Source organism: Streptomyces sp. IBSNAI002 (genome assembly GCF_052244475.1).
Lineage (GTDB): Bacteria > Actinomycetota > Actinomycetes > Streptomycetales > Streptomycetaceae > Streptomyces.
Map to the genome: position 1 here is coordinate 14,864 of NZ_JBQPXG010000005.1, position 14,230 is coordinate 29,093.

Genomic DNA, 14,230 nt, shown 5'->3' on the forward strand with positions numbered 1-14,230 from the left:
GGTCAGGCGGGCTGGTCGGTGCCGAAGCGCTTCATGCGCGCCAGGACGGCATCGGCGGTGGGCTGGTGGAGTTCGTCGACGATGCGGCCGTCGGCGAGGAAGACCACCCGGCCCGCGTAGGACGCGGCGACGGGGTCATGCGTGACCATGACGACCGTCTGGCCCAGTTCCCGTACCGAGGCGGCGAGGAAGGAGAGGACTTCACTGCCGGAGCGGGAGTCGAGGTTGCCGGTGGGCTCGTCCGCGAAGACGATTTCCGGTCGCGAGGCCAGAGCGCGAGCGCACGCCACGCGCTGCTGCTGTCCGCCGGAGAGCTGGGAGGGGCGGTGCTGGAGCCGGTCGGCCAGGCCCACGCTCGCCACCACCGTGTCCAGCCAGTCCTGATCGGCTGTGCGGCCGGCGAGCTGCAGCGGCAGGAGGATGTTCTCCAGAGCCGTCAGGGTCGGCAGCAGGTTGAACGCCTGGAAGATGAAACCCAGCTTCTCCCGACGGATCCGCGTCAGATGCCGGTCATCGAGACCGCCCAGCTCCGTCTCACCGATCCGCACCGAACCGGACGAGAAGTCGTCCAGCCCCGCCATGCAGTGCATGAGCGTGGACTTCCCGGAACCGGAAGGCCCCATGATCGCGGTGAACTCACCCCGCCCGAACTGCACGCTCACGTCATCCAATGCCGCGACCCGGGTCTCCCCCTCGCCATAGACCTTGCACAGCCCGACCGCAGCAGCCACCGAGCGGCTCCCTGCACCCCGGGTCGATGGGGTGGCGGCAGGGGAAGAGGCGGCGTGGCGCATGAAGGTCTCCGGACGGTGCTGGACGGCAGAAAGGTGGTGTCCAAGGCTCCACGCGCCCGACGGACACGGCATCCCCTGATCGGCCCACGCGGCAGTGGGTTCCCCTCGTGCCATCGCTGGTCCGTCGCGGAGAATGCCGGATTTGCTGCGGCAGCGCTCCTACCGTGATCCTCGCGACCTGCGGCGGGCTCTCCGGCCGCCCCTCGCGACGCGGACCTGACGATCGACCCCATACCGGGTGTGCCTTCGCTCAAGCAGCGCACCGGTCGCGAGCGCACCGTCTCAGCGACCGCGCTGGAGGCGGAGCTGGATCAGCGGCTGCCAGCCCGGGGCATCGTTGAGCACCTGGCGCGGGCGGCGCACTGGACCGGCTGGTGGCATCGCCTCGGACCCCTGTCCGGGTCGGACCCGAAACCGAAGGAACCGCTGGCCAGGTACGTGGTCACCGCGTTCACCTATGGCTCCGGCGTCGGCGCTACCCAGGCTGCCCGGCATATGAGCACGGTCTCCGCACACGAGCCGGCCGCGATCGCCAAACGCCACTGCAAGCCCAAGAACCTGGCCCGGGCGGGCGCCGACATCGTCGACGCACACCTCGACCTGGACCTGGTGCGGTCCTGGGGCGACGGGTCGGTGGCAGCGGTGGACGGCACAATGATGGATTCCGCCGTCGACAACCGCCTGGCCGAGACCTCGATCCGGTACGGAGGTTATGGAGGGATCGCCCACCATCTGGTCGCCGACACCTAGGTCGCGCTCTTCTCCAGGTTCGTTCCCTGCGGCGTCTGGGAGGCCGTCTACCTCATCGACTCACTCTTGCAGAACCAGTCGACGGCCCAGCCGGAGCAGGTCCACGCCGATACGCAAAGCCAGTCCTTCCCCGTCTTCGGACTCGCGCACCTGCTGGGAATCGATCTTCTGCCGAGGATCCGCAGCTTCCAGGACCTCACCTTCCACCGCCCCGACGGGGCTGTGCGCTACCGGCACATCGACCAACTGTTCTCCAGCGACCCCCGCACCGCGATCGACTGGGAGATGATCCGCCGTCACTGGCCCGACCTCATGCAGGTCGCCCTCTCGGTGAAGCAGGGCACCGTGTCGTCGGTGGCGCTGCTGCGACGGTTGAATAGCCGGTCGAGGAAGAACCAGGTCTACCAGGCGTTCCGTGAGGTCGGCCGCGCCGTACGCACGGTGGTGCTGCTGCGCTACCTGTCCGACCCGGCACTGCGGGAGCAGATCCAGAAGGCGACGAACAAGGCCGAGGCCTACAACGGATTCACCAAATGGCTCCACTTCGGCAACGCCGGCCGGCTGGCCAGCCGCGACCCCGAACTCCAGGACAAGGCCGTCAAGTTCCTCGCCCTCCCCGCCTCCAGCGTCATCCTCTCCACCAGCATCGACATGACCCGGACCCTGCGGCAGATGACTCACGAGGGCTGGACCCTGCACCCCAGCGTTCTGGCAGTACTCAGCCCCTACCGACGCGAGAACGTACTCCGATTCCGCGACTACACCACCAACCAGCTCCACATACCCCCGCCCGCCTACAACCCGACGCTCACGACGAGGCGGACCGACGAACAGATCGACTGACACCTATTTTGGCCGGTATGACCCAAAACTCTCCGCGTCGGGTGCCGCAGAACTCGGCCAGGTCGGGCGTCATCCTGATCACGATGTGCATCGGGCTGTTCCTGGTGCAACTGGACGTGACCGTCGTGAACGTGGCGCTGCCCACGATCGGTGCAGATCTGGGCACCTCGGTCAGCGGCCTGCAGTGGGTCGTGGACGGCTACGCCGTGCCGTTCGCCTCGCTGCTGCTGGCCGGAGGCACTCTCGGAGACCGTTACGGGCATCGCCGGCTGGTCCTGTGGGGCCTGGCCGTCTTCGCCGCCGGATCTGCGGCCTGCGGGTTCGCTCCCACTGCCGGGGTCCTCATCGCAGCCCGTGCCGTGCAGGGCGTGGGCGCGGCGGCCCTGCTGCCGGCGACGCTCGCGGTGATTACGCACGCGTACCCGGAGAAGAAGGAGCGGGCGAAGGCCATCGGGATCTGGGCTGCGGTCGCGGGTCTTTCCCTGCCACTGGGTCCGCTGCTGGGCGGCCTGCTGGTGGCCGGACCCGGCTGGAGATGGGTCTTCCTGATCAACCTCCCCATCATCGCCGCGGCTCTCTACCCCGTCCTCAGGGCGGTCCCGCCCAGCCGCGAAGCCACGGCAAGACGCCTGGACATCCTGGGCACCGTCCTGGGCGCACTGGTCCTCACCGGCTGCACTCTCACCCTGATCGAGGGGGGCCGCTCGGGCTGGCTGACGTCAGCCACCGCCGTGGCCTTCGTCGCGACCCTGGCTCTGGCCTGCGCGTTCCTCTACACCGAGCGCCGCCACCCCGAACCCGCCGTTCCCTTGTCGTTCTTCAAGGACCGCAGCTTCTCCACGGCGAACGGCGCCGCGGTCGTGATGAACCTAGTCGGGATCGGCACCATCTTCATCGCCACGCTCTACCTCCAGGACGTACTACACCTGGCACCACTGCCCGCAGGCGCCGGACTCCTGCCGATGTTCGTCCCGCTGATCGGCCTCGCCCCGCTCACCGGACGCATCACCGCCCGCTACGGCCCCCGCCTGCCCGCCACCACCGGACTCCTCCTCGGAGCCACCGGCATGGCACTCCTCGCAACGGTCGAAGCCGACACCCCGTACACCCGGCTCCTGCCCACCCTCATCCTCCTCGGCACCGCCCTGGGCCTGCTCACCACCCCGCTCGTCGCCACCGCCGTCTCCACCGCCCCTAACGACCGGGCAGGGCTGGCCAGCGCCATCAACAACACCGCCCGCCAGACCGGAGGCGCCCTCGGCATCGCCCTCTTCGGCTCCCTCACCGGCCCACCCACCAACCCCGCCACCTTCATCACCGGCCTCCACCACACCGCAGCAACCGCCGCAGCCCTCTACCTCCTCACAGCCGCCGCCACCCTCCGATGGCTACCCGCCCACCCCACAGCAAGCCCTGACGCTGAGTGAGGCACGGGCTGCCTTCTTCTACCACCCCGGCCAGCCCCCTTCGATCCACCAGTCCACCTGTCGCGGCAAAACGCTGAGCCGGCTCCTGATGCTGGTACGTATGCCTCATGATCCGTCCGGGGTTCGTATGGCGTGTCCTGGTCACTGAGCGCACGACCGCGCTGGTGCCGGTGTGGGCGGCGCTGACCGCTGCGCTGACCGTCGTCGCGCCTATGACGATCGGCGCCCTGACCGGGCATGCGGCCCCAGGCGTCCAGGTCTCGCTCGGGGCCTACTTCCTCGCCATCACCAGCATCGACATCTACGGGGCTCGGCGCCTGCCCCGGGCCGCGGTGCTGGCAGTCGCGCTCGTCCTCGACACTGCCGGCTATCTCGCCGGTGCCTGCGCGGCCGGTCACCCGTGGGTGATCGGCGGACTCACTGCGGTATCGGTCTTCGGGTTCCTGTGTCTGGACGGCATCCCGCTGATCAGGCATCTGGGGCTCATGCCGGCCTGGTGCCTGATCCTGGGGGCCGGCCGGCCCGCCACCGCCGACCCGGGCACACAGACCCTGCTCTTCCTGCTGGGCGGGGCCCTGTTCTGCACCATGCACCTCGCTCTGGTCGCTGCGCCCTCCACCGCACGCATCCTGCGCGTCCTCGCCCGCCCCTATGCACTCCTCGCCACCCATATGAGCGCGGTCGACGACCCCGAGCCGCGACGGCGAGCCCGGCTGATGGCCTCGGCCCGCAGGGCCAGCCGCCGGGCGAGCGACCAGGCCAACGGTCTCGGGCCGGATCCCGCGTACACGGCCGTACAAGCCATGGCCGGGCAGGCCGCACACATCACCCACCTGTTGATGGCCCTGCACGACGACAGCGGCCGGCGTAGGCCCGGAGCCGAAGGCCTTCTGGACGCCCCGGGCGCACCCGGCAGGCCATGGCGGACCATCTGGACCGCATCGCCTCCCGAATCCGCACCGGCGCCCGGTCACCAGACATCGGACCGGCGGTTTCCGAGCACCGCCACGGGCAGCCGGCCGCCAACAGCCCGGGTCCCGTCGGGTGGCTCGCGGCCATGGACACCGCCATCGACACCGCGGGGCACCGCAGCCTGGACCCGCTCCTGCCCTCCCAAGGATCGGCACCTCGGCACCTGCCGCTGTGGCCCCGCCCGGTGCCCCGACACCTGGGAGTGAGCCAGCCGTTCCTCCAGGACGCCGCCCGCAGCACCCTGATGATCGCGGGAACCTCCGTCGCGGCGTTCGCTATCAGTCCACAGCACGCCGCGTGGCTGGTCTACACCCTCGCCGCGGTCCTTCAACCGCTGGCCGGTAGCACCACCGAACGGGCCGTCCAGCGTGTCGTCGGCAGCATCATCGGCGCGACCGCGGCAGCGCTCGCCGTCGGACTGGGCCAACTGCCTGTCGCCGCCCTCATCGCCGTCACCGTCACCGCAGGACTCGCCCTGCGTCCCCTCAACCACACCTACTGGGCCCTGCTGGGCACACCCACCGCTCTGCTGCTGAGCGGCTTCGTGCAACCAGGAGACGAGAACACGGTCCTCACCAGGGTGATCATGACCTTCATCGGCACGGGCATCGCCCTGGCCGGCTCCTACTTCCTGTGGCCCGCCTCCAACGCCGCCTCCGGAAACGTTCAGGTCCGCACCCTCACCCACGCCCTGAACTCCTACCGCCACGCCGTTCTGGCAGGCGCACACGACCAGGCCATGCGCTTGAGCGTCGACGTCGACGCGCAACTGCGCACGCTGAACACCAGCGTCTACCGGGCCGACTCCGGACGACGCGCCGACCGCACCTGGGCCACCCAAGCAGAACAAGTACGCCAACACGCCGCAGCACTATGTCCCTCCCCTCGTAGCGTGGAGTCCGTGATTGCAGGGGAAGTTGGGATTCATGGGGTCCAAGCAACGCACATACACGCCTGAGTTTCGTGAGGGCGCTGTACGCATCGTGATCGAGACGGGCCGACCGATCCCGGAGGTCGCCGAGGAGCTCGGCGTGCACTCCGGCACGCTGCACAGCTGGGTGTCGCGGTGGCGGCGCAACGGGTCGGCGTCGTCCGACCGGTCGACTGAGCCCGCGCCGGGCGGGCGGATGCGCGAGGCCGAGCGCGCCGAGCTGGAGCGGCTACGGCGGGAGATGTCGGAGAAGAACAAGCGGATACGCGAGCTGGAGATGGAGCGTGATGTCCTCAAGCGATGCATGGTCCTCTGGGTGAAGTGACCGAGACGGACCCGGCCGCCCTGGCCGCGTTCATCGGTAACCAGAGGACCGAGCACCGCATCCCGCACCGGCTGGCCTGCCAGGTCCTGGGGGTGTCGGAGTCCTGGTTCTACAAGTGGCGCGACAAGCCCACCACCGCGCGTGAGGTCCGGCGCGGGCAGCTGACCGACAAGATCCGGCAGATCTTCGAGGACTCCGGCGGCACCTACGGCTCCCCGAAGGTCTGGTGCCTCCTGGTCCGCGCAGGCTGGCGGGTCTCGGTGAACACCGTCGCCCGTCTGATGGCCGAGCTCGGGCTGGCCGGACGGAAGGTCCGCCGACGGCGCGGGCTGACCCGGCCCGGCAAGCGTCCGGCGGCCCCCGACTTCGTGCGGCGGGACTTCACCACGGACGCTCCGGACCAGGTCTGGTGCGGCGACATGACCGAGATCACCACCGGTGAGGGCAAGCTCTACCTGGCCACCGTCATCGACCTGTTCTCGCGCCGGCTGCTCGGCTACGCGATGGGCGCACGCCATGACGCCGAGCTGGTCGTGGCGTCCTTGAACATGGCCGCGGCCACCCGCGGCGGTGACGTGAAGGGCGTGATCTTCCACAGCGACCGCGGCAGCGAGTACGGCTCCCGGCGCTTTCGCCGGGCCTGCCGCCGACTGGGCGTGACCCAGTCCATGGGCCGCGTCGGGTCGTGTTTCGACAACGCCGTCAGCGAGGCGTTCAACAGTGTGCTCAAGGTCGAGTACGCCTACCGCCACACGTTCGCCACCCGCACCGAGGCCCGGCTGAGGATTGCGACCTGGATCACCGGCTTCTACAACACGCACCGGCTACACAGCGTGTGCGGCTACCAGAGTCCGATCGACTACGAGCACGACCACCGGGCCAACTCCGCCTTGGAGCTGGCCGCTTAGAAGATCTCCACAGTCCGAGGGGATTGACACTACGCCGCTCGCTCGCAGCCGTCGACGCCCTCGCCACAGCCCAGCATCCCGGTGAAGACCCCGCCTCGGCTCCAGCACTCCTGAGCCTGATCCAGTCCGGCGAACGGTTCGAGGACAGCCTCAAAGCACTCGACTCCCGGACCTGACACACGGGACCCAGACTGTCCTGGGCTCAACAACTGCCACGATTGCGATCACACACCGTGCCCCTCCGAAGGCCACATTGAGCGCCGCGGAAGGCAGCATCTACGGCCGGTTCGGCTTCGGCCCTGCGACCTACCAAGCCCGCTGGGAACGCGACATCACCCAGGCTCGGCGACCGTACCGCCACGAGCAGCAGGGACGGATCGAACTGGTCGACGCCCGGACGGCGAACACAGTGTGGCCACGCCTCCACGAACAGGTCCGGCAGAGCCGGGTAGGCGAGGTCAGCGCCTACCACGGGCTATGGGACGAGAGGGCCGCCCGCACGGGCACCGCTTGGGCCGCTCGCCGCCGCTGGTCTCATCGACGAGCACACCAGCGGCACGCTGGAGCGGGCCACGGCCATGCTCACCAAGCCACAGGCACCCCACAACGCCATCGGCTTCTGACAGCGGCTGGCATCTGCCCGCCAGAGCCCCTCCCGACTACGACAGGAGGGTGAGGATCACTGCGGCGCAGGCGCGACGGCAGTCGCCTCGGGTTGATCACGTTCCTACTTGCATCGGTGGGCTCGTCTGTGCCCACAGCACAGACCTCTGGGCGAGCGCGTCCCACGTCCGCGAACCCGCACGATGGATCGAGGAAGGCATGAGGAAGCCGGGCTCGTCTTCAAAGGCCATGGCGAGGGCGTTTCATGTGCAGGGCCGCTGGCCGGATGTGACGGACGTCGTCCGCGGCGTCCTTGGCGTCCTGGTGGCCGTGGCGGTGGCCTTGGCCTTCGGTGCGCCGTGGGCGGCTGTCTCGGCTGGTGGGGCCGCGGCGGTCGCGGGGGCCATCGGGCTGATGCGCGGTCCTCGCGGCCGGATCCCGCTGATCCTCGCCATCTCTTTCACCATGGGCGCGGCCACGCTCGTCGGCTCGCTCGCTGCCCGGCACACGGTGGTGTTCGTGTGCCTGGTGGTGCTGTGGAGTTTCGGTGCCGGAATGATGTGGGCGGTCGGCCCCAGAGCCGGACTGATCGCTGCCGCCGGATCCGTACTTCTCGTAGGAGCAGCGGCAGTTCCGCTGAGCATTGCCACGACGCTCGGCGCGGCGGCGCTCGCGGTGGCCGGAGGACTGGTGCAGGCTCTCCTTGTCGCCGTATGGCCGGGCAGACGCTGGCGTGTGCAGCGCGAAGCGATGGCCGGTGCCTACCGGGCCGTCGCGGCACATGCCCACGCCCTGGCGGACAACCCCCACGCCGTATTCGATCCCGCCCCACTGATCATGATGCGGGAGGCCTTCATCCTCACCGACCGCCAGGCTGCCCGCCGCCCACCGGCCTTCAGGAGTCTCTACGGTCTTCCGGAACGCATCCGGCCCTCACTGACCGCGCTCGCTCACGCCGCCGACAGCGGCACACCGGCCGAAAGCGCGGCAGCCCGCGCCTGGCTGCACACCACCGGCGATGTCCTTGGCCACATTGCCTCCCGCCGTCCGGACGAACTCAAGTACGCCAGGCACCTGCTGCAGAACCTGGTCGCTTCAACGGACCTGGCAAGCAGCTTCGGCGGGGCCACACAGCCTCTGGCACTTCAGCTGGCGCGGGCTCTCGACCTCGCCTCCTCCGACTCCATGCTGAAAGGCGAGAAGGCCCAGCGCCTGGAGCGACCAGGCCTGGCTGCCCGGCTGCACTCGGTCGCCGACGCTGTCACAGGGCAGCTGTCGCCGTCTTCTCCCGTCTTGCGTCACGCTCTCAGGCTTGCCTGCGCGACCGGTACCGCCGCCGCGCTGGCCCTTGCCACAGGTATGCAGCACGGCTACTGGATCGCGCTGACGACCCTGATGGTCATGCGCCCGCAGACCGCGCACACCGTCGAGCGCTGCCTCGCGCGCGTGACCGGCAACGCCGCAGGTGTCCTTCTCCCCGCAGCCGTGACGCTCATCTGGCACCCGGGGACGGTCGTGAACGCGGTCCTGGCCATGCTGTTCATCGGATGTGCCTACCTGGTCGCAGAGACTGGGTACGTCGCCCTGAGCGCAAGCCTCGCGGCAGCGATCATCTTCCTTACCTCCGCCACCGGAGCCTCCGAGAGCGACGCTGTCGCCACACGCCTCGCGGCCACCGCCATCGGCGGTCTCCTGGCCGTCGCCGCCCACTTCCTGCTCCCGGACACGGCCAACGCGCAACTGAGGCAACGGGCCGACGAAGCGATCACCGCACACCGCATGTACCTCGCAGCGGCCCTGACCCTCTTCACAAACCCCGGCCAGGAGAGCACGGCGGCCGTGCGGAGTGCAGGGCGCCGGGCACTGCGCGCGCGCTCGGAGCTGGCATCCTTCGCCCACCGCAAGGACCTGGGAGCCACAGCCCAGTCGCGGGCGGCCGAAGTACGCGAAACTCTGGACCCCCTGCACACGGCATGCGCCGTCCTCGAAACCCACCAGCCCAGCGGGACAGCCACGCCGCCGCTCCCCGAGGCACAGGAACTCGCCACCGCACTGCTGGAGCGACTGCAACCACGCGGCGTCCTCGCGCCCGGGACGGACCCTGGTGAGAGCCGGGCCGGCTGGGAAGAGTCGGCCGCCCGCCTCACCGCGCACCCCGACCGGAGCCGCTACCAGGCCCTGCTCTCTCAGGCCGCCGCCGCCGCTGTCGCGATGGACCGGCTCCAGGCCATCGAAGAACGCTGGTGATTCTTCGGGCCATATGGGAGCAACCGTTCGAGTGGCTTCGGGCTGGCGGTACGGACGCCGGGCGCGGCGGGGCCTTGGTCAGCGGCCGGGAATGCTGCCGCCGCCGTCGACACAGAGGGTCTGTCCGGTGATGAAGCCGGCGTCGTCGCTGAGGAGGAAGCAGACGGCGGCTGCGATCTCGTCGGGGCGGCCCAGGCGTCCCATGGGGATGGTGCGCAGGACCGCTGCTTCGGCGGCGCTTCCGGCGGGACGGGTGCAGTGGAAAAGTTCGGTGTCGATGGGGCCGGGGGCGACGGCGTTGACGGTGATGGGGTGGTCGGCGAGCTCGAGGGCCCAGGTGGAGGTCAGTCCGGTCAGGGCGCTCTTGGCGGCGGAGTAGCTGCTGCGGCCGCGGGTGCCGAAGACGGCGCGGCTGGTGATGTTCACGATCCGTCCCCACCCCCGCTCGCGCATACCGTCGACGCACGCCTGGACGGTCTGCACCGCGGCCCGGACATTGAGGTCGAGCACGGTTTGGAGGTTGGCCAGGTCGATTTGGCCGAGGGGCTCGGGCAGGGCGATGCCCGCGTTGTTGACCACGGCATCCACGTGGTGGTCGCACGTCAGGGCCTGGAGCGCGTCGGCGGTCTGCCGGACGTCAGAGAGGTCGCAGGGGACGAACGTGCCCGGGAAGCCGGCATCCGGCGCGGAACGGGCGATCCCCAGGACCTGGACTCCCTCGTGGCAGAGCCTTCGGGTGATAGCAAGGCCGATGCCCCGGGTCGCGCCGGTGACCAGGACTGTTCGCGTGGGCGCCATGGAGCTCCTCAACCGGCGAGTAAGTCGGGTATATCCCGAAGGGCATTCGGCCAGCATTCCGGCCGAATACCCCACCTCCTGCCATTACGCCAGAAGCAGCCATGTCGCAGAGCATCGCAGCAGGTGGCGCACGATCTCGCCGGAAATCAGCGGTGGCCCATCCCACCAAACGTCTGGTCCAAAGTCCCCAACCCACCCGAAAGACTCACCGCCCGCACGGCGGGCAGGACGGATCAGCGCCGACTGTCGCCCGGGGCCAGCAGGCTGGTGAGTTCGGCGATCGCCTCGGGTGACGGCTTGAAGTAGCGGCGGACGTTCTCCGGCTTCCTGTGCCGGGACTTGGCCATCAGCATCAGTAGCGACGCGCCCTGCTCGCCGAGGTGGGTCAGGGACGAGTGGCGGTATTCATGCAGGTCCCAGCCCGTCCCGGGCCCTCGCGCGGCTGTGTGTTCGTCGAGCAGGGCGCGCGCCTGGCCGTACGACAGCCGGGCGAAGCCGGTGTCCGGACACATGTCGCGTGTGCCGACGACTTTGCCGGGGCCGGGCTTGCGGTGGGTGACGAACACTGGCCCCCGAGTGCGGCCCTTCAGAAGGCGTGGCAGGAGCCGGGCGGTGCCTGCGTCCCAGTAGACGGTCTCCAGAACATAGTCCTCGCGGGCCTGGCCGCGGCGGCGAGCCTTGGTCCGGGCACCTTTCGCCTTGACCGGGCATCGGCGCCCGGCGAGGTCCAGGTCCTCAATGTTCACGCCCAGCACCTCGTCCGCCCGCCCGGACGTCTCGTAAAGCATCCGCCACAGGGTCTTCTCCCGCAGGTGGACCTCACGCCGTGCGATCAGCCGGTCAACTGCCATCTTCGAACGGGCCGGGGTCTGGGAATCCGGCACCGCCAGCCGCCTCGCCCACGCCGGAACCGCAGGACCTTCGTAGCCGCGCTCACGGCACCAGCCGAGCCAGGACAGCACCCCGGCCCGGCGCGAGTTCCACGTGTTAACCGCCGCGTTCCCCCACAACAGTTCGAGGGCCTCGCCGACCTCGTCGTCCGCGACCAATGCCAACGGCCGCCCCTCGCCGATCCGCTCGGCGGTCTTGCCGACCCCGATCCCGTAGTTGCGCACCGTGTTCGGGTTGCCGAGCGAATCGAGGAACACATCTGCCGCCACCCGGACGGTCAACGCCTTCCCTGCTGGCAGCTGCACGACGGCGGACACCGCTTCCCCCTTGCCACAGATAACAGGGCCGCTTCACGTAGCTGCCGGAGAACGTCACCGCAGGTGACGTATCAAGCTACCGCAGATATTGGGGTGTTATCTGTGGAACGACTTCACGACCCTGCCAGCACCGACGCGCAGTCAGGTGCCCACCAGCGGCGATCCGGGCTTAGCGCACGATCTGGCATAGATGTTCCTCAACCCCCTTTCCCAGTGCAGGCCGTAACAGCCATCGGGAGGCGATCCATGACCACCGCACCAGGCCGCCGGACCGGCGCCGGAGCCAGCGCCCGTGAAATCGACGAAGCCGTCCGGGTTGCCGAACGCATCGCGCAGCACCGCCGCGCGAAGGCCGCACTGCCCGTCACCGCAGTCGTCGCCGCCGTGGCTGGGCTTATCGCAGCCACGGCCACCGGGTGGCCGTTGGGACTCCTCCTTGCCCTGGGCATCGTGGCTGTCGGCATTCGCCGGACCTACCACAGCACACCCACCAGCTGGGCCAAGGGCGCAGCCGGCGAAGAGGCCACGGCCCGCTTACTCAAGCCCCTCGTTCGCCGCGGATACGCCGTACTGCACGACCGGGCCATTCCCGGGAGCAGGGCCAACCTTGACCACCTGGTTGCCGGACCCGCCGGCGTCGCGTACGTCGACTCCAAGGCGTGGCGCTCGAAGAAGTCGAAGCTCACCCTCACGGGAGGCACCCTCCGGTACGGCCGCTACGACCAGACCAAGGCGCTGGACACCGTCATTTGGGAGGCAGAGCAGGCCGCCCGGGTCCTGGGCTGCGCCGTCCGTCCGATCATCGCCGTCCATGGCGCCACCGTGCCCGGACCTCGCGGACGAATCGAGGTGCGGGGCGTCACCGTCGTCTCCGCCAAGAAGCTGTCTGGCCTGCTGCAGAACCTCCCGCCCCAACCGGGCTGGACCGCCGACCGCATCACCGCCGTCGAGCAGCTGGCAGAGCAGCGCCTCCCCCCGTACGCCACCTGACCGCACCACGACCAGGAGGAAGGGCCCGGCGCCGCCGGGCCCTTCCTCCATATCCAGGTCAGCCGTCGAGGTCCAGGGCGAGCAGCACCCGCAGGTTCTCCCCCGCCGCCCACCGCAGCAGCTGGCCGCCGTCGACCAGCCGCACGCCGTTGCGCGCCGCCCACACCACCCGGTACCGGGCGAACCGCCCGGAGGAAACGACCAGCAGCAACGGCGCCAGCCCCTCAGGTTCGTCCCGCCCGTCGTCGTCCGGGGCCGCGCTCACCGGGCGCAGCGTGGCCGCCAACCGCGGGCCGTCCTCACCGGCCGCCTCGACCCCGCGCTCGAAGGCACACCCCATGCGCCGGCCGTCCGCCCCGGTGCCGACCAGGTGCACGACGCCAGCGCCGTTAACCACGACGCCCTTTGCCGTCCAACCGTCCCGCACCAGCAGCCGCCCCACGATCCGGCGGAAGCCCCGGTCGTCGGCCGCCTCAATGTCCGCGCGGGTGAACCGCACCGCACTGCGCCGGTTCCGGGCTGCTACCTCCCGTCGGCGCAGCACCACCGCTCGCACCCCATAGGCCAGGGCCCCCGCAGTGAGGAGTCCGGCCCACCACCCCAGCCGGACCCACAGCCACACAACAGCGAACAGCGGCAACCCGACGGCGAGCAGCAGCCCCACGTACGCGGGGGCGACCTCCCACCAACGCGGCCCATACTCACCGCGCAGGATCACCTGCAGTTCCTCACGCTGACGCCATGTGCGTCGAGTCCCCTCCGGAGACCGGCGCAGCGACCACACGCTGCTCACCCCCACCACCCCCCAAGCCTGTTGACCCCATGTCATATCTGCCCGCCCGGGTGCCCGTACAGTTGCGCCGCCGCGGACCACTACCAAGTCTTGATAACAAGCCCTTCGGGGTGCGAGCACGAAGAGGACCTCCCCTCGTATACCGAGACCGACGCGAACGGCGCCGTGGCGATCCACTACGGCACGGGCGAGGTGGACCTTGAGGCGACCGCCGAGCACGCCGCCCAGGACGAGGCCGACAAGGACGTCGCCGGGGAAGAGCCGGCGGGCCCGCCGGTTTCCCCGGTGCATATCTACGAGGTCCGGGTGAAGGACCTCGCGCATGCCCTCACCGGAGGGTGGACGTGGATCTACGGCGACCCCGACGGGTGGCGCCACTTCACCAGCGCCGACCCGGACCACGACACCACCGTCACGATCACGTACAGCGATGGGGAAGTGGGGAAGGAGGAGCCGTGGCCGCAGACCCGTCTCGCCTACGACGACCCCCGGAAGTTCCCCGCCGTGACCGACACGGCCCCGGCGGGGAACCAGTGAGTGCCCCGGGTGGGGAAGCTCTCGCCCTGTTCGGCGGGGAACTTCCCCACCCCTCCGGCGGGGACGGCGGGGCGCTTCCCCACTGTGCGGAAGTCCCCGGCGCC

At 69.8% G+C, this 14,230-nt stretch carries 13 protein-coding genes and 1 pseudogene; 10 read left to right on the forward strand and 4 right to left on the reverse strand.

Features of this window, described 5'->3' with window-relative positions; genetic code table 11:
* Window positions 1-2 precede the first annotated feature (2 nt).
* Entirely contained in the window at window positions 3-794 is a 792-nt protein-coding gene (locus ACTVZO_RS41865; protein WP_443303849.1) for an ABC transporter ATP-binding protein, read from the reverse strand.
* Between the two features lie 240 nt (window positions 795-1,034).
* Between ACTVZO_RS41865 and ACTVZO_RS41870 the strand changes: the two are divergent.
* The 8 genes and pseudogenes from ACTVZO_RS41870 (at window position 1,035) to ACTVZO_RS41905 (ending at window position 9,800) form a co-directional block, all read left to right on the forward strand.
* Window positions 1,035-2,387, forward strand: a pseudogene (locus ACTVZO_RS41870) (transposase).
* A gap of 17 nt (window positions 2,388-2,404) precedes the next feature.
* The gene (locus tag ACTVZO_RS41875; RefSeq protein WP_443303850.1) at window positions 2,405-3,814 is read left to right on the forward strand and encodes an MFS transporter; all 1,410 of its coding nucleotides are present in this window, start codon (window positions 2,405-2,407) and stop codon (window positions 3,812-3,814) included.
* 107 nt (window positions 3,815-3,921) lie between these two features.
* Window positions 3,922-4,992 (forward strand): hypothetical protein, encoded by a 1,071-nt coding sequence (locus ACTVZO_RS41880; RefSeq protein WP_443303851.1) that lies wholly within the window; start codon window positions 3,922-3,924, stop codon window positions 4,990-4,992.
* Complete coding sequence (locus tag ACTVZO_RS41885) at window positions 4,989-5,744, forward strand: FUSC family protein (protein ID WP_443303852.1); 756 nt, start codon at window positions 4,989-4,991, stop codon at window positions 5,742-5,744. Before ACTVZO_RS41880 ends, ACTVZO_RS41885 begins: the two co-directional genes overlap by 4 nt.
* Window positions 5,745-5,769: 25 nt before the next feature.
* Entirely contained in the window at window positions 5,770-6,042 is a 273-nt protein-coding gene (locus ACTVZO_RS41890) for a transposase (RefSeq protein WP_443303853.1), read from the forward strand.
* On the forward strand, window positions 6,039-6,950 hold the full coding sequence (locus ACTVZO_RS41895) for an IS3 family transposase (RefSeq protein WP_443300102.1): 912 nt from the start codon (window positions 6,039-6,041) through the stop codon (window positions 6,948-6,950). The genes ACTVZO_RS41890 and ACTVZO_RS41895 overlap by 4 nt, the downstream gene beginning before the upstream one ends.
* Window positions 6,951-6,973: 23 nt before the next feature.
* Complete coding sequence (locus ACTVZO_RS41900) at window positions 6,974-7,126, forward strand: hypothetical protein (RefSeq protein WP_443303854.1); 153 nt, start codon at window positions 6,974-6,976, stop codon at window positions 7,124-7,126.
* Window positions 7,127-7,841: 715 nt separating this feature from the next.
* On the forward strand, window positions 7,842-9,800 hold the full coding sequence (locus ACTVZO_RS41905; protein ID WP_443303856.1) for an FUSC family protein: 1,959 nt from the start codon (window positions 7,842-7,844) through the stop codon (window positions 9,798-9,800).
* A 78-nt stretch (window positions 9,801-9,878) separates the two neighbouring features.
* On the opposite strand, the gene ACTVZO_RS41910 is transcribed toward ACTVZO_RS41905, so the two are convergent.
* On the reverse strand, window positions 9,879-10,598 hold the full coding sequence (locus tag ACTVZO_RS41910) for an SDR family oxidoreductase (protein WP_443303857.1): 720 nt from the start codon (window positions 10,596-10,598) through the stop codon (window positions 9,879-9,881).
* A 233-nt stretch (window positions 10,599-10,831) separates the two neighbouring features.
* On the reverse strand, window positions 10,832-11,806 hold the full coding sequence (locus tag ACTVZO_RS41915) for a tyrosine-type recombinase/integrase (RefSeq protein WP_443303858.1): 975 nt from the start codon (window positions 11,804-11,806) through the stop codon (window positions 10,832-10,834).
* A 246-nt stretch (window positions 11,807-12,052) separates the two neighbouring features.
* Between ACTVZO_RS41915 and ACTVZO_RS41920 the strand changes: the two genes are divergently transcribed.
* Window positions 12,053-12,796, forward strand: a complete 744-nt coding sequence (locus tag ACTVZO_RS41920) for a nuclease-related domain-containing protein (RefSeq protein WP_443303859.1) — start codon at window positions 12,053-12,055, stop codon at window positions 12,794-12,796.
* Window positions 12,797-12,854: 58 nt separating this feature from the next.
* Here ACTVZO_RS41920 and ACTVZO_RS41925 read toward each other — a convergent pair whose 3' ends face one another.
* Entirely contained in the window at window positions 12,855-13,514 is a 660-nt protein-coding gene (locus tag ACTVZO_RS41925; RefSeq protein ID WP_443303860.1) for a hypothetical protein, read from the reverse strand.
* A gap of 165 nt (window positions 13,515-13,679) precedes the next feature.
* Between ACTVZO_RS41925 and ACTVZO_RS41930 the strand changes: the two genes are divergently transcribed.
* Window positions 13,680-14,126 carry a hypothetical protein gene (locus ACTVZO_RS41930; protein ID WP_443303861.1) on the forward strand — a complete coding sequence of 149 codons (447 nt, stop codon included), beginning with the start codon at window positions 13,680-13,682 and terminating at the stop codon, window positions 14,124-14,126.
* The last annotated feature ends 104 nt before the right edge of the window (window positions 14,127-14,230 follow it).

Bases quoted from the DNA above. Each gene is read 5' to 3' on its own strand.
- ACTVZO_RS41880 (WP_443303851.1), top strand. From the start codon at position 3,922: ATGATCCGTCCGGGGTTCGTATGGCGTGTCCTGGTCACTGAGCGCACG.
- ACTVZO_RS41910 (WP_443303857.1), bottom strand. From the start codon at position 10,598: ATGGCGCCCACGCGAACAGTCCTGGTCACCGGCGCGACCCGGGGCATC.
- ACTVZO_RS41865 (WP_443303849.1), bottom strand. From the start codon at position 794: ATGCGCCACGCCGCCTCTTCCCCTGCCGCCACCCCATCGACCCGGGGT.
- ACTVZO_RS41920 (WP_443303859.1), top strand. From the start codon at position 12,053: ATGACCACCGCACCAGGCCGCCGGACCGGCGCCGGAGCCAGCGCCCGT.
- ACTVZO_RS41875 (WP_443303850.1), top strand. From the start codon at position 2,405: ATGACCCAAAACTCTCCGCGTCGGGTGCCGCAGAACTCGGCCAGGTCG.